Source organism: Bradyrhizobium sp. S3.7.6 (assembly GCF_054061875.1).
In genome coordinates, this window is the sequence record NZ_JBSSEQ010000001.1 from 5,237,366 (window position 1) to 5,261,093 (window position 23,728).

General features: G+C 63.4%; 20 protein-coding genes, 2 tRNA genes and 1 pseudogene. 2 read left to right on the forward strand and 21 right to left on the reverse strand.

The features are described from left to right. Positions 1–4 precede the first annotated feature (4 nt). The 3 genes from ACVJ5M_RS25465 to ACVJ5M_RS25475 all read right to left on the reverse strand — a co-directional run bounded on the left by ACVJ5M_RS25465 (position 5) and on the right by ACVJ5M_RS25475 (position 3,772). Positions 5–1,039, reverse strand: coding sequence for an AAA family ATPase (locus tag ACVJ5M_RS25465; RefSeq protein ID WP_231141961.1), 1,035 nt, complete (start codon positions 1,037–1,039; stop codon positions 5–7). A 62-nt stretch (positions 1,040–1,101) separates the two neighbouring features. Further along, on the reverse strand, positions 1,102–2,754 hold the full coding sequence (locus tag ACVJ5M_RS25470; RefSeq protein ID WP_354099670.1) for an arylsulfatase: 1,653 nt from the start codon (positions 2,752–2,754) through the stop codon (positions 1,102–1,104). A gap of 10 nt (positions 2,755–2,764) precedes the next feature. Next, positions 2,765–3,772, reverse strand: a complete 1,008-nt coding sequence (locus tag ACVJ5M_RS25475) for a formylglycine-generating enzyme family protein (protein WP_283016446.1) — start codon at positions 3,770–3,772, stop codon at positions 2,765–2,767. A 524-nt stretch (positions 3,773–4,296) separates the two neighbouring features. Between ACVJ5M_RS25475 and ACVJ5M_RS25480 the strand changes: the two genes are divergently transcribed. Next, a complete protein-coding gene (locus tag ACVJ5M_RS25480) occupies positions 4,297–5,289 on the forward strand; it encodes a helix-turn-helix domain-containing protein (protein WP_283016445.1) in 993 nt (330 codons plus the stop codon). A 153-nt stretch (positions 5,290–5,442) separates the two neighbouring features. On the opposite strand, the gene ACVJ5M_RS25485 is transcribed toward ACVJ5M_RS25480, so the two are convergent. The 11 genes from ACVJ5M_RS25485 to ACVJ5M_RS25535 form a co-directional block, all read right to left on the reverse strand. Next, positions 5,443–5,517: transfer RNA gene (locus ACVJ5M_RS25485), tRNA-Asn, on the reverse strand. 132 nt (positions 5,518–5,649) lie between these two features. Further along, positions 5,650–6,018, reverse strand: coding sequence for a hypothetical protein (locus tag ACVJ5M_RS25490; protein WP_063983400.1), 369 nt, complete (start codon positions 6,016–6,018; stop codon positions 5,650–5,652). Between the two features lie 210 nt (positions 6,019–6,228). Beyond that, on the reverse strand, positions 6,229–7,923 hold the full coding sequence (locus ACVJ5M_RS25495; protein WP_354099669.1) for a flotillin family protein: 1,695 nt from the start codon (positions 7,921–7,923) through the stop codon (positions 6,229–6,231). 23 nt (positions 7,924–7,946) lie between these two features. Continuing rightward, positions 7,947–8,606 carry an OB-fold-containig protein gene (locus ACVJ5M_RS25500; protein WP_231141937.1) on the reverse strand — a complete coding sequence of 220 codons (660 nt, stop codon included), beginning with the start codon at positions 8,604–8,606 and terminating at the stop codon, positions 7,947–7,949. Positions 8,607–8,616: 10 nt separating this feature from the next. Continuing rightward, positions 8,617–9,780 carry a PspA/IM30 family protein gene (locus ACVJ5M_RS25505; protein WP_231141936.1) on the reverse strand — a complete coding sequence of 388 codons (1,164 nt, stop codon included), beginning with the start codon at positions 9,778–9,780 and terminating at the stop codon, positions 8,617–8,619. A gap of 342 nt (positions 9,781–10,122) precedes the next feature. Then, entirely contained in the window at positions 10,123–10,506 is a 384-nt protein-coding gene (locus ACVJ5M_RS25510) for a RidA family protein (RefSeq protein ID WP_085401464.1), read from the reverse strand. 14 nt (positions 10,507–10,520) lie between these two features. Beyond that, positions 10,521–12,851, reverse strand: a complete 2,331-nt coding sequence (locus ACVJ5M_RS25515) for an acetamidase/formamidase family protein (protein ID WP_354099668.1) — start codon at positions 12,849–12,851, stop codon at positions 10,521–10,523. Positions 12,852–12,985: 134 nt separating this feature from the next. Then, positions 12,986–14,227 (reverse strand): acetamidase/formamidase family protein, encoded by a 1,242-nt coding sequence (locus ACVJ5M_RS25520; protein ID WP_354099667.1) that lies wholly within the window; start codon positions 14,225–14,227, stop codon positions 12,986–12,988. Positions 14,228–14,270: 43 nt separating this feature from the next. Beyond that, complete coding sequence (locus ACVJ5M_RS25525) at positions 14,271–15,893, reverse strand: amino acid ABC transporter permease/ATP-binding protein (protein WP_354099666.1); 1,623 nt, start codon at positions 15,891–15,893, stop codon at positions 14,271–14,273. After that, a complete protein-coding gene (locus ACVJ5M_RS25530) occupies positions 15,893–16,810 on the reverse strand; it encodes an ABC transporter substrate-binding protein (RefSeq protein WP_071914115.1) in 918 nt (305 codons plus the stop codon). Before ACVJ5M_RS25530 ends, ACVJ5M_RS25525 begins: the two co-directional genes overlap by 1 nt. Before the next feature lie 440 nt (positions 16,811–17,250). After that, a complete protein-coding gene (locus tag ACVJ5M_RS25535) occupies positions 17,251–17,514 on the reverse strand; it encodes a hypothetical protein (RefSeq protein WP_283016438.1) in 264 nt (87 codons plus the stop codon). 257 nt (positions 17,515–17,771) lie between these two features. On the opposite strand from ACVJ5M_RS25535, the gene ACVJ5M_RS25540 reads away from it, so the two are divergent. Beyond that, positions 17,772–17,966 carry a hypothetical protein gene (locus tag ACVJ5M_RS25540; RefSeq protein WP_014495402.1) on the forward strand — a complete coding sequence of 65 codons (195 nt, stop codon included), beginning with the start codon at positions 17,772–17,774 and terminating at the stop codon, positions 17,964–17,966. Positions 17,967–18,047: 81 nt separating this feature from the next. Here ACVJ5M_RS25540 and ACVJ5M_RS25545 read toward each other — a convergent pair whose 3' ends face one another. The 7 genes and pseudogenes from ACVJ5M_RS25545 to ACVJ5M_RS25575 form a co-directional block, all read right to left on the reverse strand. Next, the gene (locus ACVJ5M_RS25545; protein ID WP_167767891.1) at positions 18,048–18,194 is read right to left on the reverse strand and encodes a hypothetical protein; all 147 of its coding nucleotides are present in this window, start codon (positions 18,192–18,194) and stop codon (positions 18,048–18,050) included. 189 nt (positions 18,195–18,383) lie between these two features. Further along, positions 18,384–18,457 (reverse strand) — tRNA-Cys (locus ACVJ5M_RS25550). A 56-nt stretch (positions 18,458–18,513) separates the two neighbouring features. Then, positions 18,514–19,119 (reverse strand): annotated as a pseudogene (locus tag ACVJ5M_RS25555) (ABC transporter ATP-binding protein); the annotation flags it as partial. Positions 19,120–19,282: 163 nt separating this feature from the next. Next, positions 19,283–20,128, reverse strand: coding sequence for an ABC transporter permease (locus tag ACVJ5M_RS25560; RefSeq protein WP_283016436.1), 846 nt, complete (start codon positions 20,126–20,128; stop codon positions 19,283–19,285). A gap of 67 nt (positions 20,129–20,195) precedes the next feature. Further along, the gene (locus ACVJ5M_RS25565; RefSeq protein WP_283016435.1) at positions 20,196–20,936 is read right to left on the reverse strand and encodes a tRNA-uridine aminocarboxypropyltransferase; all 741 of its coding nucleotides are present in this window, start codon (positions 20,934–20,936) and stop codon (positions 20,196–20,198) included. 155 nt (positions 20,937–21,091) lie between these two features. After that, on the reverse strand, positions 21,092–22,546 hold the full coding sequence (locus ACVJ5M_RS25570) for a hypothetical protein (RefSeq protein ID WP_283016434.1): 1,455 nt from the start codon (positions 22,544–22,546) through the stop codon (positions 21,092–21,094). A gap of 309 nt (positions 22,547–22,855) precedes the next feature. Next, positions 22,856–23,668 (reverse strand): class I SAM-dependent methyltransferase, encoded by an 813-nt coding sequence (locus ACVJ5M_RS25575; RefSeq protein ID WP_354097820.1) that lies wholly within the window; start codon positions 23,666–23,668, stop codon positions 22,856–22,858. Positions 23,669–23,728: the final 60 nt, after the last annotated feature.

The following is a 23,728-nucleotide window of genomic DNA, read 5'->3' on the forward strand; positions in this document are numbered from 1 at the left end:
GGCCTCAGGCTGCTGCAACTAGCTCGGTAATCTTGTCGATCACCTGATCGGGCGTAACGCCCTGCGACACTGCCTCGTAGCTGAGGATGATCCGGTGGCGCAGGCAGTCGTGGATCACCGCGCGCACGTGGTCGGGCGTCACGAAATCGTATTCATCGAGCCAGGCGCGAGTCCGCGCGGAACGATCGAGCGCCAGGCTGCCGCGCGGGCTGGCGCCGACCTGGATCCATTTGCTCAGCGGTTCGCCATAGCGCCCGGGAAACCGCGTCGCGTAGATCACGTCGACGATGTACTTCTGAACGAGGTCCGAGACGAAGATGCCGTCGATCTCACCACGTGCGTCCAGGATCGCCTGTTGCGGGATCGGCGGCGGCTCCGAGGTGTGATCCTTCGGTGCTTGCGCGTTCTCGGCGCGATTGAGCCGGATGATCTCGCCCTCGGATGCCTCGTCGGGGTAAGTGATGACGACATGCATCAGGAAGCGGTCGAGCTGCGCTTCGGGGAGCGAATAGGTGCCTTCCTGCTCGATCGGGTTTTCGGTCGCGAGCACCATGAAGAGGTCCGGCATTTTGTAAGTCTTGCCTGCAACCGTGACCTGGCGTTCCTCCATGGCCTCGAGCAGCGCGGACTGCACCTTGGCCGGAGCGCGGTTGATCTCGTCGGCGAGCACAAGATTGGCGAAGATCGGCCCTTTCTGAAATTCAAACTGTCCACCCTTGTCGGTCTGGACGTAGATCTCGGCGCCAGTCACGTCCGACGGCAGGAGATCCGGGGTGAATTGCACGCGCGACAAATCAGCGGCGAGATGCTTTGCCAGCGTCTTGACTGCCCGCGTCTTGGCGAGACCGGGCAGGCTCTCGATCAGAAGATTACCGTTGGCAAGAAGGCCGATCAGCATGCTCTCGACCAGATGATCCTGGCCAAGCACGGACTTTCCGATCCGCGATTTCAGCTCGAGCACGGCATCGCGGGAGGCCGAGCGTTTGGTGTCCGCTCGCTCTGTGAAGCCTGACGTTTGCGCCGTTCCGGAATCCGACATGTCCTTCCAGTCTCATCGAGAAGCGTCCGGCCGGAACGCAGCCGGCCGGTAGGCCGCTTTTGTCAGTTCTTGCCCGGAGGCGTTGTCGTCAGCTTGTCCATGACGTCGCTGACGGTGAAGCTTGCCGCCTTGGCGCGCGGTGGAAATTCCTTGAAGCTCTCGATGTACTTCGCGACAATGGCCTGCGCCGGCACGAACATAAATGCGCGGTGCGCCTGCCAATCGGCGTAATAGATGCTGTCGGGCCCACGTTCGAATGGATCTGTCCGTAAATTGTAGAGATTTGGCCCGCGAAGCTTGGTGAAATTGCCCTGCCAGACTCCAAGCGGGGTCTTGGGACCTATTTCCGTGTGCTGCTCCATGAAGCTGATCTTCCAATCGCGCAGACGAAGAGCCATCAAGTCGCCGTCATCACTCCAGTACAGGAATTCCTTGCGGGGCGATTCTTTTACGTCGCCCTTCAAGAACGGCATCAGATTGAAACCGTCCAGATAGACCTTAAAAGTCTTGCCGTTCAGCATTGAACCTTTTTTGACCTTCTCGACGAGGTCCGGATCGCCATTCGCTGCGGCGAAGGTCGGGATGAAGTCTTCGTGGGCACAGATATCATTGATGATCGTGCCCGGTTGGATGACGCCCGGCCAGCGCATCAAGCACGGGACGCGGAAGCCGCCTTCCCAGTTCGTGGCCTTCTCACCCTTGAACGGCGTTGAGCCACCGTCCGGCCAGGTGAATGCCTCGGTGCCATTGTCGGTGGTGTAGACGACAATGGTGTTGTTGGTGACACCGAGGTCATCCACAAGCTTGAGCAGTTCTCCGACCATGCCGTCGTGCTCGACCATTCCGTCAGGGTAGGTCCCGAGACCTGTCTTTCCTTCCGACGCCTTCTTCAAATGTGTGAAAATGTGCATGCGCGTCGAGTTGAAATAGCAGAACCAGGGCTTGTCGGCCCGATGCTGTCGGTTGATGAAATCTTTGGCCGCGCCAAGAAATTCCTCGTCGATGGTCTCCATACGCTTGGCATTCAATGGGCCGGTATTCTCGATCTTGCCGTCGGCAGTTGATTTGATGACGCCGCGCGGCCCGAATTTCTTCCGGAACTCCGGGTCCTTGGGATAGTCGGGATTCTCGGGCTCCTCCTCGGCATTGAGATGATAGAGGTTGCCAAAGAACTCATCGAAGCCATGCGCCGTCGGAAGATGTTCGTCGCGGTCACCAAGATGGTTCTTGCCGAACTGGCCGGTGGCGTAGCCGTAGGTCTTGAGCACATCGGCGACACTAGGGTCGAGCGGTCCCAGGCCGAGCTCGGCGCCGGGAAGACCAACTTTCGTCAGGCCGGTGCGGATAGGCGATTGGCCGGTGATGAAGGCGGCGCGGCCTGCGGTACAGCTCTGCTGTCCGTACCAGTCGGTAAATACCGCCCCCTCCTTGCCGATGCGATCGATGTTGGGGGTACGGTAGCCCATCACTCCCATGTTGTAGGCGCTGACATTGAACCAGCCGATGTCGTCGCCCATGATGAAGAGGATGTTCGGCTTGCGACCGGATGATGTCGCTGCCGGCGAGCCGCCTGGTGCTGCCTTCTGGGCTTGCGCTAATGCCTCCGATGTTAGGGCCGCGGCGGCAACTAGGGAAGACGTCCCGAGAAGGAGATTGCGACGATTGATGGCATCATTTGCGTCCGTCCCGGTCTTGCTCCTAATTCCACGGCTCATTCCGATGCTCCTACTTTGTGGTCGGTGATCTCACTGAATTCGGATCGACTGCTCGAACCACGCACCTGAACCCGACGTGGCTCGTCGACGTATCGACCGGCTCGGCGTGGCGGGCGGCGGGACGATAGCGGCGGCAGTAATTCGGCGCGCAGAGGTGCGAGCCGCCCTTTAGAACCTTGCGCGGGATCCTGATGTCCGGCAGGCGCGGGTCGTAGCTCGCGTCCTCGCGGCCGCCACGCGGATTGTTCGGGATGCAGCAGGGCTTTGCGGCGTCGGCGGCATGCTTTGACGACCACCAGTCCGAGGTCCACTCCCAGACATTGCCGATCATGTCGTGGAGGCCGTAGCCGTTCGGCGGGAAAGCCATGACCGGCGAGGTACGCTTGAACCCATCCTCGCCGAGATTCTGGACGGGGAAATTGCCCTGCCAGATGTTGGCCATGTGCTTGCCGCCGGGCATCAGCGCATCGCCCCAGGCGAACTCCTCGCCGTCGAGGCCGCCGCGCGCGGCGAACTCCCATTCCGCTTCCGTCGGCAGTTCCTTGCCGGCCCAGCGGGCATAGGCGGCTGCATCGCTATTGGAGACATGCACGACCGGATGGTCGTCGAGGCCCTTGATGTTGCTGCCGGGGCCGTAAGGATGACGCCAGTTGGCGCCGCGCATGAAGGACCACCATTGGCTCCAGTCGGTGAGATCGGTGATGCGCGGCAGCGGCGAGAACACCAGCGAGCCGGCGTAGAGCATCTCCTTCAGCGCGCCGGGATAGTCCTTGGGGTCGGGAACGATCTGCGCCTCGGTGACGTGGCCGGTCGCGTTGACGAATTGCTTGAACTGCCGGTTGGTGACGGAGGTGCGGTCGATCCAGAAACCGTCGACAGAGACGCGGTGGCTCGGCGCCTCCTCGGGATAATGATGTTCGGATCCCATACGGAAGGTCCCGCCGGGAATGAAGACCATCTCGCCGGTCTTCACGTCGTCTGGCAACCATTCGCAGTGATCCGGATCCGCCCGCAGCATTGTGGAAACTCCGATACGAGTATTCCACCCGATACTACGGCGCGGACTTCTGCAGGCGTCGACGAGGGCACATTGCCCGGCATTCTGGACGCATTGTCTGGTCCCCTCTTCTTCTTCTTGGCGCCGCAGGTGCGAGATGAGTTTCGAAGACTTGCGTCAGCATCTCTCCCTCTTTTGATCCTCTTTTGCGCACCCCTCGAGCGAGCGGCAACACAATACCGCCTAGCCCGCCCCGCGGTTCGCACGGCGACGTCACCGAAATCGCCTAGGTTGCAAATGGTATCCGAAGATTGGATGCCCGTGATGTGCAGTTTGTGCCAATACGTCGCGCCGATCGGTGAGGCTTAACGACACATGTCGCAAATTCCTCAATCCACAGCGTCATGTGGCGCGCAGCTCGCGTCAAATTCGGCGATAATTTACCTCAAAGCGCGAACTCCGACTGTCGTACCCACTTCGCGTTGTAGTGGTGTTCAGCCGCCGCCTGCCGCAGAATTGTCGCGCTTGAGTAACAGGGTGGCGCCATGGGCCAATTCCTTCTGGTTGATTCGCGTAAGCTCGACGGCTTCGAAGGTCTTCACCAGGCCGTTCACGGCTCGCACGTCGATGTCATGCAGCTCGGGCGCGGGCGATTGCGCGGATCGCTCTCCCATGTCGGCATCGGCGATTTCTCGCTCAGCATCGGCACCTTCAGCGTCGGCATGCGCACGCAGCGTGTCGCCAGCGACGACAAGCTGATCATCGGGATGCTGCTCGCGGCCGAAGAGCGCGTCACCCACTGGTCCTTCGACATGCGCCTCAACGACGTGCTCGTGATTCCGCCGCTGCTCGAGCATGACGGGATCTTTCACGGTGCATCCGCTTACGCCGCCATGCGCTTCGACATCAACGAGGTCGCATCGCTGTTCGGCGGCGAAGCGAGGCTGAGCAATCCCGACACCTGGCGTAGGCGCGACCATTTCCGGGCGGCCCCCGATAGCGGCGCGATCGCCGCACATCGTCTGGTCCGGATCATGTCACATCTGCGCACCTACAGGAGCGGCCTGACGCCCTCGACCGCCGATTTCTGGAAGCGATCGATCGTCGAATGCATGGCGGCCAACGTGATGTCGTCGCTACCGCCCGACGACACCGGCTGGCTGCCTTCGGCAAGGCGGCTGATCCGCCGGGTCGAGGAGTATCTCGACGAGGCCGGCACGCGCCCGGTGCATGTCTCGGAGATCTGCGCCGCTCTCGGGGTGTCGCGCCGCACCCTCCATCGCGCGTTTCAGGAGGTGTTCGGCTTGGGCCCGGTCAGCTTCCTCAGGCACAAGCGGCTGTGTGCCGTTCATTCCATTCTGCATGAGAGCGTGCCGGGCTCGACGACCGTGGCCGCTGTCGCCATGCAGCAGGGCTTCTACGAGCTCGGGCGGTTCTCGCAGTATTACCATGCGATGTTCGGGGAACGTCCGTCGCAGACCCTGGGAGGACGAACTGTCCCTCGCCTGAGGGTTCAACCCTCTCAGCATGAATTATAGGCGCCTGGTCAGGCTGCGCTGGGGGACAGCTATGGTCCGACCGATTCCCGCTCCACCGGCCGGCTGCACAGCCGTGCGCTGGGCCCAACGCGGCGGCCCCGGGGGGGTGTTGCGCAATTACAACGCAAGTAAGGCTTTGAATTTGCTGGATTTTGGCTCCCCGGGCTGGATTCGAACCAGCGACCATCCGATTAACAGTCGGATGCTCTACCGCTGAGCTACCGAGGAAAGGGCGAACCAGTCGTTCGCGCGCGGCTGCGTATAACAAAGCCGCTTGCGCTTGCAAAGGACGAATTCGCGATCTTGCACAATGCGCCGAGGAAGGGCCGCCGCCCCTCCCCTGGCTCAAGTCAGGTCAAACTATTCGGCGACGAAGGACGTGGTCTTGGTTCCGGAATCGTACCGCAGCCGAAGCGCGGTGATCTTGCAGAGGTTGACGTTCTTCCAGAGCACGGACTCGTCATAGTTCTGCCAGTCGACGCGGATGTTCCAGACACATCCCTCGTCGTCCTCCTCGAACTCGACATAGGTGCTCGCCTGGTTCTGCAAAACCTTGTCGAGTTCGTTCTCCCATTCGTCCAGGCCGTCGTCCGGTGCGTTGAAGCCCAGGAATTTGATGGCATAGCCGGTCTCGTTGACGACGGTGACGTTGCGGGCGTCGGCCGCGAACGACGGCGCAGCGGCGATCGCAAGACCGATCGCGATCAGTCCGGACAGAAAATACTTCATGTGAAATTCCCCCGATCGAAAGAGGCTCCGGTGCCTGACGTCGATCCGCGCAGGCACCGCGGCAACAAATGGCGTTGCCTCGAAGAATTCACCCGGAGCGCGATCGAGTGGTTCAACACGCGATCGATCGACGCTCCGGAGCGTGCGCGACGCGAGACGCGCACGGGCAGTTCATATCGATTCGAATTCTCCGCAGCAATGAACCGGCGTTCATAGATCGGCGGTGTTTGTTTTCTCCGGCACGGGCGCCGGCACTGCGGCGCCGTTGCTCTTTCCCGTCACGGCGCCGACCAGCGCTTTCACGGGATCCTCGCCCGGCGCAAACCCGCTCTGGCGCAGGATCTCGTCGATCATCGGACGCAGCGCGTGCACCTTGAGGAGCTCGCCCGCAAGCCCTTCGCCGAAGCCGACATTGCCGCCGCCGGTGCCATTGCCGCCGAACGCGCCGCCGGTGTGCAGGATGCGGACGTCCTTGAGATTTCCGATCGGCTTCACCATCTCGGCTAGCGCCGAGGGCATGGTCTCGATCCGCTTCTTGGCGAGCTCGAAGTCGATGACGTTGGCACCGAGCTTGTTCTGCGCCTCGTTCTTGAGCGTGATGATTGCGGCCTCGGCCTCGCCGATGTTCCTGACACCGACAGCCTTAATTTTGTTGGACTCGGCTTCCGCCGTGGCCAGCGTCTTGACGGCCTCGGCGCGATCGAGCGAAGCCCTCTTCTCGGCTTCGGCGGCGACGATCAACTCGGTCGACTTGCGCTCGGCCTCGGTGCGCGCGGCGAGCACCTGGGTGAGACGGGCACGGTCGGCGACCTCGACCGCGCGGGCGGTCACGACCTTTTCCTCCGCGGAGACGGCGAGCGCCTCGGCGGTCTTGGCGTCGGCGACGGCTTCCGAGGTCTGCTTGCTCTTGGCCGCGATCTGGATCTCGTTCTCCTGCGTGGCGATCTGGATTTCGCGCTGGGCGTCGGTCTTGCGCTTGTTGATCGCCAGATCCGACTCGATGACCGCGGTTTCCTTGACCTGCTTGGCGCCGGCCTCCTTCTCGGCAACGGCGCGGTCGGTATCAATGCGGGCGTTCTCCTCGGTCAGGCGCGCCGTCTGGGTCGCAGTCGCGACTTCAGCGCGGGTGCTCGCGGTCTTGTTCGCGATGTCGCGCTCCTGGGAGAGCTCGGCCTCCTTCTTGGTGCGCTCGATGGTCAGGGTCTGCTGCCGCGCCTCGAGATCCTTTTGCGCAATCGCCACCTCGTTGTCGCGCACGATCGAGTTGCGGTCGCGCCGGCGCGTCTCGGTAACGGTCTTCAGCTGGGTCAGACCTTCGGCGTCGAAGAAGTTCTCCGGGTTGAAGAATTTGACGTCGGTCTGGTCGAGCTTGGTCAGCGACACCGATTCAAGCTCGAGACCGTTGGATTTCACGTCCGATTCCACTGTCGCCTGCACATGCTTGACGAAGTCGCTGCGCTTCTCCTGCAACTCCAGGATGGACATGGTGGCCGCCACTGAACGCAGGCCGTCGACGAATTTTGCCTCGACCTGGTTACGCAGGGCTTCGGCGTCATTCGTCAGCGCGCCCAGCGTCTGGCTCGCGAGCGCAATGCTCTCATCGTCAGGACGGACGCGCACGTAGAACTCGGCGACGATGTCGACGCGCAGGCGGTCCTTGGTGATCAGGGACTCCCGCTCCTTGCGCTCGACGGTGAGCCGCAGCGTCTTCAGATTGACGCTGGCATAAGAGTGGAAGATCGGCAGGATCATGGCGCCACCGTCGAGCACGACCTTCTTGCCGCCGAGGCCGGTGCGCACGAAGGCCTCGTCGCGGGTGGCACGCTTGTAGAGGATGGTGAAGACGATCCCGAGGACGACGATCAGCGCGACGCCGATCATGGCCGGGACTGCGATATCGAACATGACTTTCTCCGATAAATGACTTGTCAGTTGCTTCGAGTCGGCTTGGAAGGTTTGAGTTCATCGTCGGCCTTCACCGCGACGAAGCGGGTGCCGGCGCGATCGACCAGCAGGACCATGGTTCCCTGCGGCAGGGGCGATGATGACGGTGCGGCGACCGCCCACACGAAATGCCGGTTGCCGTGGATGTCGGCGACGCTGACGCGGCCGGGCGGCCCCTGATCGAGCGGGCCGATCACGACCTCGCCGACGCGGCCGACGAGATCGCCGAGGCCGACGGCATAGCTTTCATCCTTGGGAATGACCCGCGCGATGCCCCTGCTTGCGGCGCGGACCAGCGGAATCGAGACGGCGACCGCTCCGACCGACGCGAGCGTTGCCGGCAAGGGACCGGCCACCATCCGCGCGATGTCCTGGATCAGGAAGCCGGTGATGGAGAACGCGCCAAGCAGCAACAGCAGGAAGATCAAGAGCGGCACGCCGCCGACATTGATCCAGGAGATGGCGTTGATCACGCCATTGTCGCTGGGGTGACCGAAATCGATGTTGGTGCCGAGCATCTCGCTGAGCGAGGCCCCGACCAGCATCGAGACCACCTCGATCGAGCCGACGATGAGGATCATGGCCGCCGCGATCGCGAACGGCCTGACCTCCGGCGACATCACGTGTTCGAGCAGTGCGCTCATGACACATTACTCAGGAGCGCGACTTCAATCGCGCCAGCCTCGCTGCAATTTCCTTGTCGCGATGCAACGTGCTGAGCTCGTCGATGTCGCTTGAGTACGGGATGGTGGCCGGAACGCCGGTGGCGCGCGCCACCGCCCTCCCCGCGCGCAGCGCCGTTGCTGCTGCCGAGGCGCCGCCCTGTTTCCGGGGCGACGTCGAAGCCTGATGGCTCGCCTGAGCCTCGCTCTTTTCGAGATCGGCGCGGCGTTGCTCGGCATCCTGGAGCGCTGACAGCACGGCGCGCAGCGACGTCACGCACTGCTCGATCTTCTCGTTGTTCTCATCGATGGCGCGGGAGAGCACCTCGAACTGCGCCTCGAGGTCCATCTGCCGCGCGATGCCGGCGCGTGCGAGATCGTCCCGGCTATCAGCAATCGCACCTTCGATCTTGGGCGCAAGATCGGTCATCTCGCGTTCGATCTCGGTGCGGCGCGCGTTGAGACGGTATTCCTCGGCGCGCGCGGCCGCGAGCGCATCGCGCGCTTCACTCTCCGCGCGCTCGATCTCGCGGATGGCTTGGCCAACCACGTTCAGCTTGTTCTTCCCCTCCGCCTGCTCGATCGCGTCATAGGCGATCCCGGCGATCAGGCGCCCGACCCGGGACAGGAAGTTGTCGGGGGCGGCAGCGATGGTATCCATAGCGTTCTCCTCCTCTGGCAGACTGTTCGGCGTGACGCCGTAGTGAACTTCAAAGCCGTCGTCGGTGCGGATGAGGTGCGCGGGCGCGCTCTGCCCCCAACCCTCGGCATAGCCGGCATAGTCGAAGGGTACGCTGAAGCGCCCCTGCACGGTCGCAATCGAAATGGTGGCGGGGCCCTTGATCTTGGCGAGCTTGTCGTCGAGCGGCAGGCGGCGGCCCTGCGCGGCGCGATAATCGGCGCGGTCGCGCAGGCCCAGCGTCACCAGCCGCGACGGCAGTGCGGTTTCTTTCCGGATCGGCTCATAGGCATGGGCATGGAGCAGGACGACATTGGAGCCGACGTTATGGCTCCGCGCCACCTCGTCCAGGATCTCCATCATGCGGTCATAGGCCCTGAACGTCGCCTCCATGGCGGCCTTGGCGGCCGGGTCAGGGGCAAGCCTGTAACGCAGCGCGGACGGCGCGTTTCGGGGCGACGGGCTCATGGAAAGCACTAAAGCACCATTTTGGTGCTTTAGGAAGAGGAAGTACGATCACGTTCCCCTGACCCTCATGCACTCTGTGGGTTAGTCGTCGGCCGCAGGCGACGCGTTCAAGGCTGGTGACCATCGATAGATCACGGCCGATCAAGACTTCTTGCACGCGCGGGTTGCAATTTAAGACGAAGTGGAGAGAGAGCGTTTGGCGACTGCCACTCTCGTGTCCCGGACGCGTTGCAACGTGAACCGTTGCGGCGCCAAGCCGGGACCCGGAAAGCCGCACCGTAGCTGTGGCATGGGCCCCGGCTCTGCTGCGCATCAGTTCGTGCCGCAGCGTCCGGGCTGCGAAAGCCGAGCTCACGGTCGCCGACACACCAGATCGATCTCGATCAGTGCGTCATAGGCGAGCCCGGTGACGCCGACACACGTGCGAGCCGGCAAACGATCCGGTGCGAAGAAGCTGCGATAGGTCTCGTTCATTGAGGCGTAGTCTTCCTTGAAACGCGTCAGATAGATCCGCGTCATCACGACGTGCTCGAGGCCGAGATCGAGGCCAGCGAGCACCACCTTCAAATTCTCCATCACGGCCCGCGTCTGCGCCTCTATGCCGTCGGGCAGCACACCCGGCGCCTGCGGCGTGTCCGGCATCTGGCCGGTGACGAAGACAAACCCGTCGGTCTCGACGGCGTGGCTGAAGGGCGCGACCGGCTTCGGTCCGCCGCTGATCATGTGGAATTTCACTTGAGGTGTCCTTGTTAAGGCAAGTCCCGGAACAGGCGCTTGCTGAGGATGGCGTGCACGCCCCAATTGCCGTCGACGACCTGGGTGACGCCAAAATCGACGGCGGCCGACATCAGCGCGATCGCCTCGTCCTCGCTGAGGCCTTTGACGTTCATCAGGAAACGCCGCATTTTCCGGAACGCATCCTTCATGGCAAGGTCGAGCGAGGACTTTGCGTAGACCTCGCTCTGGCCCTGCGCGCCGAACTCGGCGAGATAGTTGGGATGGCTGAACCCGGTCAACACCCAGTCGGTCTCGGTCTCGATCAGGGGATAGGAGAGGTCGGCAAAGAGCTGGCCGGCCAGTTCGGCCTTCTTGTGCAGGATCACCTCGAACGTCCCTGTCATCGAACATTCGATCGCCGTGCCGCTGAGTTCGCCGTCGCCCTGCGTGGCATGGGAATCGCCGACCGACAGCAGCGCGCCGGGCACCGAAACCGGAAGATAGACCGTAGAGCCCTTCCCCAGCCGCCAATTGTCGAGGTTGCCGCCGAAATAGGACGGCGGCACGGAGTCGACGAAATCGACCTCGCGCGGCGCCACCGCGATCACGCCGAAATGCGGCCTCAGGGGAATGCGGATACCGTCGAGTACGGCATGCCGGCGCTTCACTGTGGCAGGCGCGACGGGGACGCCGGGATAGTCGTAGGTGGCGTGCACGACGCCGAAGGGGTCGGTCTGCGGCTCCCAGCGATAGGAATAAAGCGCCTGGGCGTGCGGCTCCTCGGGATCGTCGAAGATCTCGTAGATGGTGACGACCTCGCGCGGCATGGGACCGCCGAGAAACTCGTTGTAGTGATAGCCCCACCAGGCCGCGACCGAGGAGCCGAACACGCGGCCGGCATGGTTCGGATTGCGGCTCGCGCGCGGCACGATGTCGAGGATGCGCACCTCCAGCACGTCGCCGGGCTGGGCATCCTTCACCGCGACCGGCCCCGTGCAGATGTGCACGCCAAATCCTTCGCCGGCGCCACGGCCGAACACGCTGGCATCCATCGGGCCAGCGCCGCGACGATCGACGTTCTTCTTGTCCCGTGTCCAGCCGAACACGCTTTCAGCACCGGCATCGCCCGCGATCATCATCTCGGGCGCATCGGAGGCGTGCTGCGTCAGCGTCTCGATGGTGATGGTGTCGCCCGAGGCGATCTCGATTTGCGGCGATAGCGAGCGGCTGAAATAACCCCAATGGACGCGGCTGGCCTCGACCGGGAGATGGTGATGCCTGCGTTCCGTGGTCGTCCGCTCCTCGGTGCCGGCACACGCAACGGTGCTGCGTGCTTCGACGCTCGAATGCACGCGGAGCTGCGCCAGCGCATCCTGCGGCCAGCCGCGCTGACCGGCCGCGCCATGCTGCAAGGTCGCCCGCTCCGCCTCCTGCTGGCGAAACTCGCGGGGCGGCAGGCCGAAGCGATGGCGGAAGGCACGACTGAAATGTGCGGAATCGCCAAAGCCGTAGGCATAGGCGATCTCCGAGATCGAACGATGCGCCTCGGTCGGATTGGACAGATCGGCCCAGGCACGCTGGAGGCGGCGCTCCCGGACGTAATGGGTGAAATTGTCGCCGACCGTCTCGAACAGTTTTTGCAGGTAGCGCTCGGAAATCCCCTGGGCCTGCGCGACGCGCGCCGGCGCCAGTTCGGGATCGTCGAGCCGCCGCTCGATGGTCTGGCAGATCCGATGCAGCAGCGCGGCCTGCGTCGCACTCGATCCGGCATCGGACGTCGAGGCCGCCAGTTGATGCGCGAGCGTCAGGAGCAGATCAACGAGCGACTGCGCGACCGAATTCCATTCGGCATCGCTCAGCGTGTCGAGCGTGCGCGCGGTCGCATCCAGCAGACGCGAGAACACATCGGCAAAGCCGCTGGGTGGAACGACGCGGGGCTCGCCGAGCCGCGGCCTGCCCGAGAGGCGTCCGTGCAGCGCTTCCGAGGTCACCGACAGCACGATGGCCCGCATGTCACGCTGGAACACGATGCTCCAGTCCCCGCTCCGCGGCAGCAGCACGAGATGGCCGACCGGAACGATGCGGTGGCCGCCGGCGCTCTTCAGCACCATGCCGTCCTCGACCGGGATCAGCGCGATCGGAAGGTCTTCATTCGCTTGCGAAAGCGGCGCGACGCTTTGCGCGCCAGCCGCCATCCGCGTCAGCGCAACACCTGCGGCATGGCGATGCGATGCCGTTGCGTGTCCGTCAAAGAAGGAATGGCCGGTCGCCGGTTGCAGGCCGACCGCCGCCAGCACGTCCCGCCAGGCTTCGGGGCGGTCGTCTTGCGCGTAGGACTCGCTCGTGAACGGCCGGAAGCTCATCGGATCAACCCAGATTGCAGTTGATCGAAGCAACCTCTGTGCCAGACGAACGCGGTCATCCGTCGCAGCAACGGGCCGCAAATGACGTTCGCCGCTCATCCCCTCATCCCGAAAACTCGCTGTGTCTCAATGCATTAGTCGCAGCGAAAGATGTTCTTGCGGATCGTGCCGTGGACGCCCCAATTGGCGTCGACGACCTGGGTGACGCCGAAATCGGCGCCGACCGACAGCAGCGAGATCGCCTCGTCCTCGCTGAGACCGTGCACGGTCATCAGGAACCGCCGGAGTTTTCTGAACGCATCGCGCATCGCACGGTCGAGGCTCGAGTGATTGGCAATCTCGGTTTGTGCGTCGGCGCCGAGCGCGGCCAGATAGTTCGGATAGGTGAAGCCGTAGAACGACCAAGCGTGATCGGTCTCCAGCATCGGATGGTCGAGGCCCTCCAGATTGGTGCCGGCCAGATCAGCCTTCTTGTGCAGGATGAACTCGAAATCGCCGGTGAGCGAGGTCTCGATTGCGGTGCCGCCGAGCTCGCTGTCGCCTTGCGCGGCGTGGGGATCGCCGACCGAGAAATAGGCGCCGGGGACTGCGACCGGGTAGAACATCCGCGCGCCCTTGCCGATGCGCCAGTCGTCGATGTTGCCGCCGGTGTAGCTTGGCGGGATCGAGCTGACGAAGTCGGCTTCCGACGGCGCGAGGCCCATGGTGCCGAAATGCAGGCGCGCCGGCACCTTCACACTTGCGAGGACGTTCTCGCGCTTCCTGACGGTGGCGTGATCGACGCGCACGCCGGGATAGTCGATGGTGGGATGTACGATGCCGTCGGGGTCGGTCTGCGGCGTCCAGACGTAGTTGTAGACCGCTTTCGCATAAGGCTCGCCCGAGGTGTCGAGCTCGAAGATGGTGACGACCTCGCGCGGCTTCGGCTCTTCGATCAAATCGTGATAGTGAAAGCCCCAATTGGCCGCGACGTTGGAGCCGAAGCAGCGGCCGGCATGGCAGGCGCTGCAGCTCGGTCGCGGCCGGATGTCGAGGATGCGCACTTCCAGGATATCGCCGGGCTCGGCACCTTCGATCGCCACGGGACCTGTGAGGAGATGCACGCCGATCCCCTCGCCCGCGCCACGGATGAAAGGGCCTTCGGTCGGGCCTGAGCCTCGGCGCGCGACCGCCTTGTGCTCGCGCGTCCACTGGAACACGCTCTCGGCGCCGGGATCGCCCTGGATCATCCGCTCGTAATCATCGTTGGCGTGATGGGTCAGCGTCTCGATGGTGGCGCGGTCGCCGGAGCGCAGTGTCAGGCCCGGCGTGACCTTCTTGGAGAAATAGCCCCAGTGGACGGTCTTCGGCGAAACCGGCAGCGTGAAATGCTTCATGAGATGGCCTCTTCGGGAGTCTTGAACCTTACGAAGGCAGCGCTCATCGCACCGCCTCCGGAGTCTTGTCGGCTTCCATCACGCTGAGGAAACGTGCCGTCAGCGGATTGCGGGGATTGGTGAGCACCTCGTGCGCCGGTCCCTCCTCGATGATGGTGCCGCCGCTCAAGAAAGCGACGCGGTCGGCGACTTCATCGGCAAAGCGGATCTGGTGCGTCGAGATGATCATGGTGAGGCCGTCGTCGATGGCGAGCCGCCGGATCACTTCCAGTACCTCGTTGACGAGCTCGGGATCGAGCGCCGAGGTCGGCTCGTCCAAAAGCAGCACGCTTGGATTGGGCGCCAGCGCGCGGGCGATGGCGACGCGCTGCTGCTGGCCGCCGGAGAGATGTCGCGGCAGCGCGTCGGCGCGATGCGAGAGACCGACACGGTCGAGCAGCTCGGTGGCCCGACGGTCGGCGTCGATGCGGGTCATGCCGTGGACCCAGCGCAAAGGCCCGGCGATGTTTTCGCGTGCCGACAGATGGGCGAACAAATTGAACTGCTGGAACACCATGCCGACACCGACGGTTGCCCGCTCGTTGGCGATGGCCCGGGGTGACAGCAACTTGCCGTCGTCGTCAAAGCCGAGACGGCGGCCGCCGACGCGCACGGTGCCTCCGTCCCAGCTTTCGAGATGGTTGATGCAGCGGAGCAGCGTGCTCTTGCCCGAGCCGCTGGGGCCGAGCAGCGCGACCACTTCGCCGACGCGAACGGTCAGATCGAGGCCGCCGAGCACCTTTTGCGTGCCGTAGCTCTTGGTGAGGTCCTTGGTCTCGACCGCGATGTTGTTGCGCGCGATCGTCGCGGAACGCCGCGTGCGCTCCTCTCTGGTCAGAGCGAGCGGCGGCGTGTCGGTCAGCTCTGCCTGCACGGGTTCGGGATCGGCGACGGTCGCCTCCGCAAGCTCCAGCTTGGTGCCGAGATCGACGCGACGCCACGGCAGGTAATCGGCGAGTTTGCGCTTCCGTCCCTTGGCGCGGTCGAGATCGAGCAGCCATTCGACGAACAATTGGATGACGCTGATGGCAAAGGTCAGCACGAGGTACAAGAGGCCAGAGGCGAAGAAGATCGAGAAGAAGTCGAAGGTCGAGGACGCCAATTGGGTCGAGCGCAAGGTCAGCTCCTGGACCGCGACGACGGACGCCAGCGAGGAATTCTTCAGCGCACTGACGGCCTCGTTGCCGAAGGCCGGGATCATGGTGCGGATCGCCTGCGGCGCGATCACCCGCCACATCAGGATCCGCGGCGTCATGCCGAGCGCCTGGCCGGCCGTCACCTGCCCGCGGTCGACGCCGAGCACGCCGGCGCGCAGCATCTCCGCGATGAACGGCGCCTCGTTGCAGGCGAGCGCGAGGCCGGCCGCCAGCACCGCCGGCAGCTTGATGCCGATATGCGGCAACGCATCGTAGGCGAACACCATCTGCAGAATCAGCGGCGTGCCGCGGAAGATCACGGTGTAGGCCCTGGCGATCGCCGCCAGGAGCCAGAAGCGCGAGAGCTGCATGCCGGCGAGGATCAATCCGAGGATCAATCCGCCGCCGAGCCCGAGGGCGGTCACCTCGAGGGTGAGTTCGATGCCCTCGAGCAGATACGGCATGCTCAGGTAATGGAGAAACAGCGACATCAGTCAGCCGTCAGAATGTCCGGTTCCTTGAAGTTGTTCACATCGAGCCCGTGCTTCTTCAGAAGCTCCATATGCGTGCCGGCCTTCTGCACCTCGATCAGTGCGGCCAGCACGGCGTCGCGGAATTTCGGCTTGTCCTTCGGGACGGCGATGCCGACCGAATACGGGATCGTCACCGCGACCGCCTTCTCCAGCTTGTCCGGATAGGCCTTCACCGCACTGTCGACGGTATTGACGTCGTTGATGTAGGTGTCGGCGCGGCCGGCCAGGATCGCCTGGATGCAGTTGGCGTTGTTGTCGTAGAGCTGGATTGTCGGCTCGGCCTTGCCGGCCTTCTTGCATTCCGGGATCAGGGCCTGGATCAGGGGCACCTCGACATAGCCGGTGTTTTCGGCGGCCGCCGTGCCGCACATCGACATGTTGATGCCGTTGATGCCCTTCGGATTGCCCTTGGCGACCAGCACGCCGTCGAACACTTTCGAGTAGGTGATGAAGTCGGCGGCCTTGGCGCGCTCCTTGGTGGCATAGATGTCGGAGATGACGATGTCCGCCTGGCCGGCAGCGAGTGTTGTGAGGAGTGCTGCGAACGTCACCGGCTTGTAGGTCAGCTTGAAGCCGAGGCATTCGCCGATGGCTTCGCCAAGATCAATGTCGAAGCCGATATATTTGCTGGGATCCTTCGGGTCGATCGTTTCATAGCCCGGCGTGTGCGGGTTGATGGCGTTGACGAGGGTCTTGCCCTTCCAGTCCGGATATTTCTCCTGGAGTGCGGCGCAGGCGGCGGGTGCGGCGGCCTGCGCGCTCAGCGGTGCCGCGGCGACGAAGCCGAAAGCGATGGTTGCGCCGAGCGCGACCTTGCGCCATGGCAATGATGCGCGTGCGATCCCCCGTGCATGGGGCAATACCCGTGTCTCCATCTCCAGCTCCTTCGAATTGTCATGGCACTGGCCATGTTCCAGATCTCGGGAACGAGCCTAGGTGGAGTGCGGACGGGAAAGCTTGTCCGCGGGCGTACAAAAAATTGGATGAATGGGGCCCGAGAATTGGGCAGCCCGCTGCACAAAAACTGCTCGTGTGTCAGGTGTCCTGCGGCACGCAATTCCGAATTCGGGAAAACCAAATGATCTCGCACGACGCAATAATCTGCACGGTCGGAGAATCAATCAGTCAGGATATTTGACAGAGATATGACGTTCGCTGACGGAAATGAGGCGCGGGGCAGACGCATCTGTGGACGACATCCACAGCATCTCACCGCTTTCCACAGCCTGTCCGCAGCATATCCACAGGCCGACTATGCCGGATTCGCGAGGCCGCACGAGCCACTTGCTGCGCACAAACCCACAGGGCGGCTATGTCAGCCGCCGGCCTGGTCGAAGACGGTGCGGCAAGCCTCGCTCAAGCTTGACCGGTTACGGCGCAGACACGCCGTGACGGCGCGGACGTTGGGGATCTCGCCGGCGCAGAGCCGGTAGACGTCGGGGGTGCAGGCCCGGCGCTGCTCCGCCGTTCCCTGCTGCGCCTGAGCGACGGTGGCGAACAGCACCAGGAACAGCCCGACCGTCGAGGCGCGGCGCGCCCGGCTCTTCGCACCTGCAAACCGTAAGAACCTTGCCTTCATGACCAAGTCTCCCGTCCGCCTTGCCCCGCCCTTCGCTGGCCGGTGTCGTGGCGAGGGGTAGGAGAAATAAATCGCGGGGGATGTGATCTCTTTCACACTGAGGCCGGACGGGAGGAACGTACGGTTCCGCGGGGATTTTAAGGAATCGCTAACCAATCGGAGCCCGATCGCCGGGTCGCTAAAATGCGAACGATCGGCTCAATCGGGTGACAAACCGGCTTTGCGACATTGCGCCATCCGCGTTCTGCGAGGGTGCGATGAGCGAAGCCGAATTCAACTTGCTGCTGGATGCCGTCCGGGACGCCATGGTCTATCAAGATTTCGCGCCCGAGCCGGAGGAGGAATTCGTGCCCCGCTCGTGGTCGTACGTCGCAACGCCCAAAGCCGCCAATGACAATGAGGGCGCCTGGCCCCTTCTGCCGTTTCCGGACGGCTGGTACGCGGCCGGTTGAGGCCACTTTCAACGTCAACCGATGCGCCCGCTCCCGCGGGCGTTTTGCTATCGGCCATACGCCGGAACGGCGCGGCGCCGATCAGGTCTTGACCCGCTCCTCGCCGTCCTGCGGCACCCGGTCGGGTGCGGCCGGCGGAAAGATGCTGTCATAGATCGCACGGGCCTCGCGAATGAGGCGAGCCCGCTCCAGCTCGGATTTCGGGACAAATCGGACGACGTCGCTCACGTGCTCTCCAGCTCCAGGGGTTCGTGACGCATCACTTCGCAGATGCGAAGTCTATGCCATCGGGCCTGAATCGCTGGTGTCCGCCAAGCCCCGGGCAAACCCGGTGTGCACGGCCTAGCAGGCCTCAATCGCGTGCTCCGCGGAACGCGCGGTGAGCAAAATTTATGATGAAATATCAGGAGGTTGTTATGGAGGCCACGACCAGAATTGAACTGGTGTACACGGTTTTGCAGACCGTTGCGTAACCACTCCGCCACGTGGCCCCGTAAGGGCGGAGCAATATAGGGGATCAATGGCTTAGGCAACCCCGACCGGGCGTTTACGCCTTGCACCCGCCCGGGCCGGCGAGATATTTCGCAAGAATCGCATCGGTCGGGCCGGCCGCGGTGATCCGCCCTTCCTCGAGCAGGATCGCGCGGTTACAGGTGCTCTGGATCAGCTCGATGTCGTGGGAGGCCAGCACCAGGATGCCGGCACGGGCCACGATCTCGTCGAGCCGCTGCCGCGCCTTCCGGCGGAATTGCTGGTCGCCGACGCCGATCCATTCGTCGAGCAGCACGATCTCGCCTTCCACGGCGGTTGCGACCGCGAAGATCAGCCGCAGCATCATGCCGCTGGAATAGGTCCGCAGCGGCAGGTCGAGCCGGTCACCGAGCTCGGTGAACTCGGCGATCTCCGCCCGCCGCGCATCGATCTCGGAGCGCCGTGCGCCGATCACGAGACCGCGGCGCACGATGTTCTCGTAACCTGTCGCTTCCTCGTCGAAGCCGGCCGACAGGTCGAACAGCGACAGGCAGCGGCCGAGCACGTCCACGCTGCCCGCGGTCGGATGATAGATGCCGGCGAGAACCCGCAGCAGCGTGGTCTTGCCTGCGCCGTTGGCGCCGATGATGGCGACGCGGTCACCGGCGCGGATGTCGAGACTGACGTCGTTGAGCGCGGAGACGATGTGCGGCACCGCCGACGTCCGGCGCAGCGTCACCGCGCTGACGAAGCGGCTGCGCAGCGAACGGTCGCGGAACGACAGGACCGGAAATTTGACCGAAACGTTGCGAAGCACGATGTGGGCAGCAAGGCTCATGCGCGCCTCACAGCCAATACGCCACGCGGTGGCGGTATTTCGCGTAGCAGCCGAAGGCGATGACGGCTACGACGATCGCATAGATCGCCCCGAGCAGCCATTGCTCCGGATCGGTCGGCTGCGACAGCAACGGCCTGCGCACGAGGTCGAGCAGCGTCGCGAACGGATTGGCGCGGATCAGCCAGTAGAACGCGGTGCCGCGCAGGGCGTCCTCGGTCCAGATGATCGGCGTCAGGAAGAAGATGAATTGCAGGCCGCTGACGATCGCCGTGCCGATATCGCGAAAGCGCGCGCAGAGCATGCCGAGCGCGACCGAACCGCCGAGCAGAACGATGAGCAGGATCGCAAAGCCGGGCACCGCGAGCAGCATGCTCCCATGCAGCGGCCAGGGCATCACGATGTAGAGCAGCACGACGATCACCAGATGATGCGCGAAGATGAGCACGTTGCGCGCGATCATCTGGAGCACATGCACGATCAGCGGCGCCGGCACGGCCTTGATCAGGTGGCCCGACGCCACGAAGATGCTGGAGCCTTCCTGGAGCGTCGTCGCGATCAAGGTCCAGACGATCAAGCCGACGGCGAAGGGCGGCAGGAACCCCGCGATGTCCTGCTTGAACAGTGCGGCGTAGACCGTGCCGACACTTGCGATCGTCGCGGCGAGCGTCAGCGTGATCCAGAGCGGGCCGATCACGGTGCGCCGGTAGCGCAGCGAAATGTCCATCAGCGCGAGCGTGCCCCATCGATCGGGCCGCGCCGCCTGTGCAAGGATTTCCTTCGCCGCGGCCTGAATTCGACTGCCCCTTCCGCTTCCGGCTTTCCGATTCTGCGAAGATAACAGTTCGCGGCCCATCGGCCGATCGTCTCTACCCGCCCGTCTCGCGCGGGGCAATCAACCGTACGGAGGATTTAAGCGCGAGTCAGCTGCGCTTGCTGCGCCGGACACCGCGCCGGCGGTCCTTGACCGGCGGTTTTGGCGCCAATTCCGGCATTTCGGCCTGAACCTCGCGGTAGCGCGTCAACATCCGTTCAAAACTGGCATTGAGCGTCTCGGCGATATCGGGGCGCTTCTCAAGACTGGCCAGGATGGTCGCGGCCGCCTCGATGGTCGACAGCCCGTCTTTCCGCGGCTCCTTGCGCAGGCGTCCGTATCGGGAGGGATGCGCCGGGTTGAGGATCACGCGCTGGCATTTGAGCATCCAGGGATTGCGCCACCACAGCGCCTTGGCCTGGCTCCAGGTGCCGTCGAGCAGCACCACGCCTTCGAGCTTGCCGAGGATCGAGCGCTGGTTCTCCGCGACTTCGCCCTTGCGGTTGAGCGCCAGGATCTCGCCCTCGGCCTCCAGATCGGCCGCGCGCGCCGAGCCAAGATAGAGCACGGCCCAGTGCGAGGCGTTCTCGACCGGCCGCGCCAGCGCCTTGGACAGGCTCGACCAGGACAGGCCGACCCGCACCGTGGCATCGGCAAAGTGCTTCGCAAGCAGCCGGGCGGTGCCGAGCGCCCTGTCCTGCTCCTGCGGATGCTGGAGGATCAGGAGCGAGAGCCGGTTCTTGATGGGCGTGACACTGTCGCAGATGCACAGCGGCATCGGCTTCTGGCAGTGCGGGCATTCGGGGATCGGATCGGGCAAAGCGGCGGCGGCGACTGGGGGATTGGACATGACCGCCGCTATACGCTCGAAGCGGCGCTTCAACAACCCGGCCTTGCGTGGACTCGGCAGTGGCTGCCGCCGGATCTTCGTCGTCCTCGGCAGACAAAAAGACCGCCCGAAGGCGGTCGTTTCGCGTGCATGTCGAGAGCAATCCGACTACTTCACTAGGGAGCAATGGACACAACAACTGCTCCGGCGGCGTTCTTCCACTGGTCGTTGTCTTCACTGTCCTTACCGGCGTACCAGATCGGAATTCCGAGGCTGGTGTCATAGAACTGATCGCCGATCATGAGATTGCCCGTCGGCGGAGTACCGCCCCGGCCAGTCGCAAACGTATTGGTTGCACCCAATCGAACGCGCCCCGTGTTCGACGTGATGAAGCCCGCGTCTGGCCCGTCGACGTCGAGGTAGAGTCGGTGACCGATGACATTGCGGTTGGGATCGAGCTCGGCAGCGAACGCAAATTTGCCGAACGACACCGAGCGGTCGGCATCAACCGGAAACTGCAGGACCTGGCTGATCTGGTTGTAGATCACCGTGTACGACATCTTGGAAGGCGCGGCACACTGTACGATCGCCCCAGCAGCATGCGCCTTATCCAACGCCTTATCAATTGTGAGATCATACCACACATGCTGCGGAGGATTTAAACCGTCAGAGGCGACGGTGTAGGCCGTCGTGGTGCGGTCTTCCCGATTGGGGCCCGGATCGATCAATATCGGCGTGCCCACCGGGATGAAGTCCACGGACGAAATTTTGTCCGCGCCGATCGAAACATCAGACAGGATGGACGTAATGATGTTCTGCGGGCCGAACTGAATTTGCGGGAACGAGAACGTGGGGACGATGAATCCAATATCGACCTCACCCATCCGGTTGAGCGCGCCTACGACGCGGCCGTAGAAGAAATAATTTCCAAATGCGGCGAAATCGTCGTTGGTCGCATACGGGCTGGGCGGATTGTCGCTGTTGCGGCTCACGGCCCAGGCTCGCTTGACCATGGCGTTCAGGCCGGGGCTGTCGTTTTCATATTGAAGTGTCGGCTCGAGAAAGCATAGGCCACCCGTAAACTGAGACACACGCGTGTCGCTCCAGCCGAACACCTCGCCATTGGGACCGAAGATCACAACGCCGTTGCCGCGAACCGCCATCTTCACGCGATAGGTCGTCGTGCCGTCGTTCTTCATCGGCACTGTCCAGCTCCCCGCGGTGACCCCGGCGAGCGGCGCACCAGCCCCGACCGCATCTCCGAAGCTGAGAGAAAACCCCGTGGGTCCGAAGTTAAAATGGAGCATTCTGGTGAGCGTGAGTGTCGTGGTGTCGGGCGAGATCGTCAATGTCATTGGGAGCCTCGTCATATCGGAGCCCCCGGACCACACGATGTCGCATCCAAGTTCGTTAACTGGAGTAGGCTGGATCGAATAGAGGTAGCCAGGCCTTTGACCGTTCTGAGCCTTGCTGACGAGATAGTGGTGATCGATCGTCGGCGGGACCTCTCCGGACTCTTTCCAATTTGCCCCTACGATCGGCGCTTGCCCCTGGATCGAACCATCGGGGTACCGGGAAAATTCGTCATAAAGCGAGAGATCGACATCGAAGCCGGTTGCAGGTACGGGCATTTTGATTGCTCTTCGTTGGTAACGACCGCGTCGCACTCGCAAAAAGGCGAGTGCAAGTGCCGATCAACGGGATGGGGATTGGGAGGCGATGGTCATGAAGTGTGGTGGTCAGGCCCTAATACACGCCCCAGTTGACCGCCGAATGACGTTATCGCTCGGACTTGGTGACGTCTTGGAGGTTACGATCTTTCTACAAGGCTGCTGCGTTGCGTGACGTTCCGCGCTCGAAGGCCTTTCGTCCCGTGCGCTCTTTCGTCTTCGCAACGAGGTGTACGGCAGCTTGAGCCCGGCGTAACTTGGCTGTCGGGCTCACGGCACGGGGCGTTTGCGCATGAACGCCGTCAACACCGTCTTGAACGGAGCCGGCGTGCAGTGCTGAACCGCAAGCAACAGCGAATAGAGCAGCTTCGATCCGAAATAATAGGCCGGCTCCGCGTCCCACGGGATCACATACAGATCGTATCGGGAGGCGGGAAAATGCCGTTTGAACGCGCCGGCAGTGTTCAGCCGATAGACGGCCGGGAAGACATCCTCGCCCTTGCGGTCGTCCTGGGCCGACTGGATGATGCGGGCATGCAACTGGTCGGGGATCATCCGGTTGGCGAGTGCGATGTATCCATAGCGGTTGGGCGTTCGCGCGCAGATCCAGCCGCCCGGCTTGAGCACGCGGTCGAGTTCACCGGCGGCTCTGGCAGGATCCTGGAGATGCTCGAACACAAAATCCGATACGATCACGTCGATGGAGTGATCGGCGATCGGTAGCTCTCCATCGGGTGTGATCACGAACGCCCGATCCAGCGCCTTGTTGGTCGTGACAGCCGGGTCGACATCCACCCCGACGAGCTCGCGCACCCGTCCCTTCAACGACCGCAGACTGCGCCGGTAGGCGACCGAATCCTCGCTCTGGCCGGCGCCTCGTCCGGCGCCAAAGTCCAGCACGATGGAATCCTGGCCAACCAAGGCCCCGACCCGCTGCCAGAACTGAACCGTGCCATCAACCCGAGAGAATCCACCCGCCGCAATCTCCGGGAAAAAGTGCGATCCGACCGTATTAGCCATTTGGCCAATCACTCCAAGACACCACGAGCCAGCCGATTTCCGCTCGCCCGCAAGGATTCCCAAGCACGTCACACGTTCTCGAGGCGGGATTCCGTTCGAATGCAACAGCTTCGGGCGGCGCGA

Excerpts from the sequence above, each read along its gene's own strand:
- ACVJ5M_RS25465 (WP_231141961.1), bottom strand. The coding sequence starts at position 1,039 with ATGTCGGATTCCGGAACGGCGCAAACGTCAGGCTTCACAGAGCGAGCG.
- ACVJ5M_RS25470 (WP_354099670.1), bottom strand. The coding sequence starts at position 2,754 with ATGAGCCGTGGAATTAGGAGCAAGACCGGGACGGACGCAAATGATGCC.
- ACVJ5M_RS25475 (WP_283016446.1), bottom strand. The coding sequence starts at position 3,772 with ATGCTGCGGGCGGATCCGGATCACTGCGAATGGTTGCCAGACGACGTG.
- ACVJ5M_RS25480 (WP_283016445.1), top strand. The coding sequence starts at position 4,297 with ATGGGCCAATTCCTTCTGGTTGATTCGCGTAAGCTCGACGGCTTCGAA.
- ACVJ5M_RS25490 (WP_063983400.1), bottom strand. The coding sequence starts at position 6,018 with ATGAAGTATTTTCTGTCCGGACTGATCGCGATCGGTCTTGCGATCGCC.
- ACVJ5M_RS25495 (WP_354099669.1), bottom strand. The coding sequence starts at position 7,923 with ATGTTCGATATCGCAGTCCCGGCCATGATCGGCGTCGCGCTGATCGTC.
- ACVJ5M_RS25500 (WP_231141937.1), bottom strand. The coding sequence starts at position 8,606 with ATGAGCGCACTGCTCGAACACGTGATGTCGCCGGAGGTCAGGCCGTTC.
- ACVJ5M_RS25515 (WP_354099668.1), bottom strand. The coding sequence starts at position 12,851 with ATGAGCTTCCGGCCGTTCACGAGCGAGTCCTACGCGCAAGACGACCGC.
- ACVJ5M_RS25520 (WP_354099667.1), bottom strand. The coding sequence starts at position 14,227 with ATGAAGCATTTCACGCTGCCGGTTTCGCCGAAGACCGTCCACTGGGGC.
- ACVJ5M_RS25525 (WP_354099666.1), bottom strand. The coding sequence starts at position 15,893 with ATGTCGCTGTTTCTCCATTACCTGAGCATGCCGTATCTGCTCGAGGGC.
- ACVJ5M_RS25530 (WP_071914115.1), bottom strand. The coding sequence starts at position 16,810 with ATGGAGACACGGGTATTGCCCCATGCACGGGGGATCGCACGCGCATCA.
- ACVJ5M_RS25535 (WP_283016438.1), bottom strand. The coding sequence starts at position 17,514 with ATGAAGGCAAGGTTCTTACGGTTTGCAGGTGCGAAGAGCCGGGCGCGC.
- ACVJ5M_RS25540 (WP_014495402.1), top strand. The coding sequence starts at position 17,772 with ATGAGCGAAGCCGAATTCAACTTGCTGCTGGATGCCGTCCGGGACGCC.
- ACVJ5M_RS25560 (WP_283016436.1), bottom strand. The coding sequence starts at position 20,128 with ATGGGCCGCGAACTGTTATCTTCGCAGAATCGGAAAGCCGGAAGCGGA.
- ACVJ5M_RS25565 (WP_283016435.1), bottom strand. The coding sequence starts at position 20,936 with ATGTCCAATCCCCCAGTCGCCGCCGCCGCTTTGCCCGATCCGATCCCC.
- ACVJ5M_RS25570 (WP_283016434.1), bottom strand. The coding sequence starts at position 22,546 with ATGCCCGTACCTGCAACCGGCTTCGATGTCGATCTCTCGCTTTATGAC.